General features: G+C 78.5%; 4 protein-coding genes. 1 reads left to right on the forward strand and 3 read right to left on the reverse strand.

Annotation, left to right across the window (positions count from 1 at the left end; all coding sequences use genetic code 11):
* Positions 1-337: 337 nt before the first annotated feature.
* Positions 338-1,003, reverse strand: coding sequence for a class I SAM-dependent methyltransferase (locus KSNIM_RS26305; RefSeq protein ID WP_263105599.1), 666 nt, complete (start codon positions 1,001-1,003; stop codon positions 338-340).
* A gap of 204 nt (positions 1,004-1,207) precedes the next feature.
* Between KSNIM_RS26305 and KSNIM_RS26310 the strand changes: the two genes are divergently transcribed.
* Positions 1,208-2,287, forward strand: coding sequence for an alcohol dehydrogenase catalytic domain-containing protein (locus KSNIM_RS26310; protein ID WP_263105600.1), 1,080 nt, complete (start codon positions 1,208-1,210; stop codon positions 2,285-2,287).
* Between the two features lie 66 nt (positions 2,288-2,353).
* Here KSNIM_RS26310 and KSNIM_RS26315 read toward each other — a convergent pair whose 3' ends face one another.
* Together KSNIM_RS26315 and KSNIM_RS26320 are read right to left on the reverse strand one after the other, a co-directional pair.
* Positions 2,354-2,509 carry a hypothetical protein gene (locus KSNIM_RS26315; protein WP_263105601.1) on the reverse strand — a complete coding sequence of 52 codons (156 nt, stop codon included), beginning with the start codon at positions 2,507-2,509 and terminating at the stop codon, positions 2,354-2,356.
* Positions 2,510-2,703: 194 nt separating this feature from the next.
* A complete protein-coding gene (locus KSNIM_RS26320) occupies positions 2,704-4,647 on the reverse strand; it encodes an alpha/beta hydrolase family protein (RefSeq protein WP_263105602.1) in 1,944 nt (647 codons plus the stop codon).
* Positions 4,648-4,853 lie beyond the last annotated feature (206 nt).

Below are 4,853 nucleotides of genomic sequence, written 5' to 3' on the forward strand. Positions count from 1 at the left end.
GCCCGGGGCACCGGCCGGGGACGGCGGGGCACCCTCGGGCGCCGGCCTGCGCCGCACCCAGCCGCCGGCACCGCCGCGCGCGGTCGGGTCCCAGACCGCCGGCGGCGTGTTGTCCTGATCCGTCATTCCCCTGCCCTCGCCCCGCTGCGTAGTCGCGTTGCACCCACCGCGCCGTGCCCAGCCGTTCGACTGCTGTCCGACACCGTACAGACCGCGGGTGCGCCGCGGCACGGCACCCGGTGGTACCGCCGTGTCGTACGACGGCGGAGCGACCGGGATCGTGCCCGCGGCGCCCGGCCGCCGGTCGGATCGGCCGGCCCGATCGGCCGGCCGGCGCTCATCGGTCGGCGGTCCGCCGCAGCACCCGCAGCGAGCCCGTCACCGAGACCTCCTCGAAGCCCTCGTCGAGCGCCCGCAGGTACACCCGGTACGGCGCCTGTCCGCCGTCCTGCGGGTCCGGGAAGACGTCGTGCACCACCAGCAGGCCGTCCTCGGCCAGGTGTGGCACCCAGCCCTCGTAGTCGCCGGTGGCGTGCTCGTCGGTGTGCCCGCCGTCGATGAAGACCAGCGCCAGCCGGCCGCCCCAGAGCCCGGCGATCTGCGGCGAGCGGCCCACCAGCGCCACCACGTGGTCCTCCAGCCCGGCGTGGAACAGCGTCCGGCGGAAGGCCGGCAGGGTGTCCATCCGGCCGACCTCCGGGTCGACCAGCGTCGGGTCGTGGTACTCCCAGCCCGGCTGCTGCTCCTCCGAGCCCCGGTGGTGGTCGACGGTGAGCGCCACCGTGCCGGTGCGCCGGGCCGCGTCCGCGAGCAGGACGGCCGAGCGGCCGCAGTACGTGCCGATCTCCAGCACCGGCAGCCCCGTGCGCTCCGCGGCCTCGACCGCCGCCGCGTACAGCGCGAGGCCCTCGTCCACGGGCATGAATCCGGTCGCCGACTCGAAGGCCTTGAGCACCTCGGGCTCCGGGCGGGCCGCGCCGGGCGCGTCGTGGCGGTCGGTCATGCTGGTGCTCCCTGGTGGCCGGACGGACGGGTGCAGCGGACCCTACCCGACGCTCCGGGCCCGCCGGCCGCCCAGGTCCGCGCCCGGCACCCGTCCCCCGGGGCCTGCGGCCGTCCGGGTCCCCGCCCGGCGCCCGTACGCTCGTGCCGTCGAGGGCCCCCGGCACGCGGGGGTACGAGGGCGACGAGGGGAGCGGGAGCACCGATGCGCGCAGCGATCCTGCACGAGACCGGCCAGGACGTGCTGGAGGTCCGCGACGACGTGGAGACGGTCACCGTCGGGCCGGGCACCGTGCGGGTCCGGATGCGCGCCGCAGGGCTCTGTCATTCCGACCTCTCCGCGATGAGCGGCGTCCTGCCGCAGCCGGCCCCCTTCGTACCCGGCCACGAGGGCGCCGGCGAGGTCACCGAGGTCGGTGAGGGCGTCACCGGCCTCGCCCCGGGCGACCGGGTGGTGCTCTGCTGGATGCCGCCCTGCGGCCGCTGCGGGTTCTGCACCCGCGGCGAGACCCACCTGTGCACCGCGAGCCTCAAGCGGCTCGCCGAGCCGACCTTCCGCTTCGGCGGCGGCACCGCCGCGTACGGCTTCTACAGCACCGGCAGCTTCGCGGAGGAGGCCGTGGTCGCCGCCGACGCCGTGCTGAAGGTGCCCGCCGACCTGCCCTTCGAGCTGGCCGCGCTGGTCGGCTGCGGCGTCACCACCGGCTTCGGCGCGGTGGTGAACACCGCCCGGGTCGAGCCGGGCGCCACCGTCGCCGTGCTCGGCGCCGGCGGGGTCGGCGCGGCCGCCGTCCAGGCCGCACTGGTCAGCGGCGCCGCCCGGGTCACCGTGGTCGACCCGGTCGCCTCCCGCCGGGAGCAGGCCCTCGCGCTCGGCGCCACCGACGCCCTCGCCCCGGAGGAGCTGCGGGCCGCCGCCAAGGGCCTCGCCCTCGGCGGCTACGACTGCGTGGTGGAGGCGGTCGGCCGCTCGGAGACCGTCCGCGCCGCCTACGACGCCGCCCGGCGCGGCGGCACCGTCGTGGTGGTCGGCGCCGGCGCCCGCGACGACCGGGTCTCCTTCAGCCTCGGCGAGCTGTTCTTCAACGAGAAGCGGGTGCTGCCCTCGCTGTACGGCGGCGGCGACGTGGCCCGCACCGCGGCCCGGGTGGTCGAGCTGTGGCGGGCCGGGCGGCTCGACCTGGCCGCACTGGTCACCCGCCGGGTGCCGCTCGCCGAGGTCAACGCGGCCGTCGCGGGCATGCGCCGCGGCGAGGGGCTGCGCACCGTGGTCACCTTCGACTGACCGCGACCCGGCCAGAAACGCCCGTGGCCCGGGGCAGGAGCCCCGGGCCACAGCCGTTCGAGCAGGTCAGCGGCGGTGCCGGCCGTGCGGGTCGGCGTCGGCGCGGTCGTCCGCCGCCGTCGTGCCACGGTGGCGGCCGTGCCCGTTGTCCTCGGCCGTGGCCTCGTCGGCGCCGGGCGCGGTGCGGTCGTGCTCGGTGGTGTCGGTGAGGGTGTCGGACATCAGGTTCTGTCTTCTCCGTGCGGTGCGGTACTGCGGTTGCAGCGTCGTCCGGCCGGGCACTGGGCGGCCCGGCCGCCCGGGCGTTCGGCGCCCGGGACCCCGGCCGCCGCAGCGGCCGGATCGGGCACGAGCCTATCGGGGCGGTCACTGCCCGCGCACGGCACACTCCGATTCGGTGGCGCCCGCGCGGGCCGTCAGGCCGGTTTGCCGGTGCGCAGGAAGCCCGCCAGCAGCTCGTGCAGGACGGCGGCGCCCTCCTCGGCCAGCAGGTCGTGGCCGGCTCCGGCGGCCTCCACGTACCGGAAGTCGGTGCCCTCCGTCCGGCCGAGCCGCAGCAGCTCGTGACGGAGCGTGCGCGACTGCCCGACCGGCACCACCTCGTCCCGGTCGCCGTGCACGACCAGCAGGGGCGCCGTCAGCCGTCCGGCCAGCTGCAGCACGTCGCGCGGGCCGCGGGCGTCCTGCGGCTCGGCCTCGCCGCCGAGGCGCTCGCACATCGCCCGGACGGGCTCGGCGGCCTCGGCGAGCAGCCGTGCACCGGACAGGAAGGGCGCCACCACCGCGCACCGCGCGAGGTGCCCGGCCGGGGCGTGCGCGGCGGCCAGCAGGGCGAGGAACGCGCCGTAGCTCACCCCGAACAGGGCGGGCGGCTCCAGGCCCAGGGCGGCGCGCTGCTCGGCCAGCCCGTCCAGCAGGTGCAGCACGTCGTCGAGGTCCGGGCCGCCCCAGGCACCGTGCATCGCGGCCTCGTGCTCGGGCCCGTAGCCGGTCGAGCCGCGCTGGTTGACGGCGACCACGGCCGACCCGCGGCCGGCCATCCGCTGCAGGACCGGGTCGAACTCCAGCCGCCAGGCGTCGGCCGGGCCGCCGTGCAGCGCGAGGACGAGGTGCGGGGCGGCCAGCCAGGAGTCGCCGCCGTACACCACGGCCTCCAGCGGGCCGGCCGGTCCGCCGAGGTGCACCGGCCGGGCGGCGTGCCAGCTGCCGCCGTCACCCGGTTCGGCGGAGCCGTCCACCCGCCAGCCGGCCGGGTGCGCGCCGGCCGGCCCGGGCGGCTGGTCGCCGTGGAGGGCACCGGAGGTGAGCGGGGCGAGCTGCAGCGGCAGCGGCGGCGGGACGGCCCCCGGGGTGCCCGAGCCGCCGGACGCCAGCAGGGCGTCCACGTCGACGGTGGCGAGGGCTGCCGGGTGGTCCGGCGCCGAGTACGGGATCCGCAGGCCCGCCGCAGACCAGTGGCCGATCTCGCCGAACCGGCCGGGCGGGGCGGGCAGCCGGTCCAGCCGGCCGGTGGAGGGCTGCCAGAGCGCGAGGGCGGTGGCCGCACCGTGGTCGAGCTGCAGCACGACGCGCGGATCGGCCGCCCCGCCCGGGGCGAGGGCGACCGGCCGCGGCACCGGGCCGGGCAGGTGCAGGCACTCCGGGAAGCGGACCGGGTCGGAGCCGCCGAGCACCGCCCACCCGAGCCGGTCGGCGCCGGGCGCATCACTGCGGACGAGGCCGAAGCCGCTCGCCGGGTCGAACAGCACCAGCCGGTCGTTGCTGACCTCGGCGATCTCCAGCAGCGGGGTGACCGCGCCGAGTTCGAGGTCCAGGACGACGGTGCGCACGGTGCCGGCGGCGACCCGGTCCAGGGCCAGCAGGCGTCCGGCGGTGTCCAGCCAGACGCCGCCGCCGTACATCCCGGGCAGCTCGGCGACCTGCGCGGGCGGCGAGCCGTCCGCGACGATCCGCCAGACCGTGGTGACCGGCCGCCCGTCGGTGCCGAGCGCGACCGCCCCGCCGCCGGGCTGCGGCAGCAGCCGCAGCCCGGGCAGCCACAGTCGGGCGAGCTGCTGCTCGCGGCCGTCCGGCGCGGCGGACAGCAGGACGAGGTCGTGCCGTTCGCCGTCGTGCCGGCAGACCAGCACCCGGCCGTCGGGGAGCGCGACCAGCTGGGAGCGCAGACTCTCGGTGCCTCCGCCGGGCGGCGGCAGCGGGACGGGGTCGGCGGGGGAGCCGTCGGCGGGCAGCCGCCAGCTCTCGGCGTACCAGCCGCCGTCCGGCCCGGCGGCCAGGCAGGCGGCGTGCGAGCCGTCGGCGGCGAAGGTGAAGCCGAACCGGCGCAGCGCCTGGGCGGCGCTCCGGGCAACGGTGCTCATCGGCGGCTCTCCTGATCCGTACGGGGGGCTGGGCGGGCGGCGCGCGGGCGGGTCAGCTGCCCGTGCCGCCGCCCGGGGAGGGTGGGGACGGCGGACCGGTGAGCACTGCCAGCGCGGCCAGCGCCCGCTCCGGCGGCCAGCGGTCCGCGGGTGAGTCGGCGGTCAGGCCGAGCACGACGGGGGTGAGCCGGCGGGCCGTCCCGCCG

This window comes from Kitasatospora sp. DSM 101779 (assembly GCF_025655475.1).
Taxonomy (GTDB): Bacteria; Actinomycetota; Actinomycetes; order Streptomycetales; family Streptomycetaceae; genus Kitasatospora.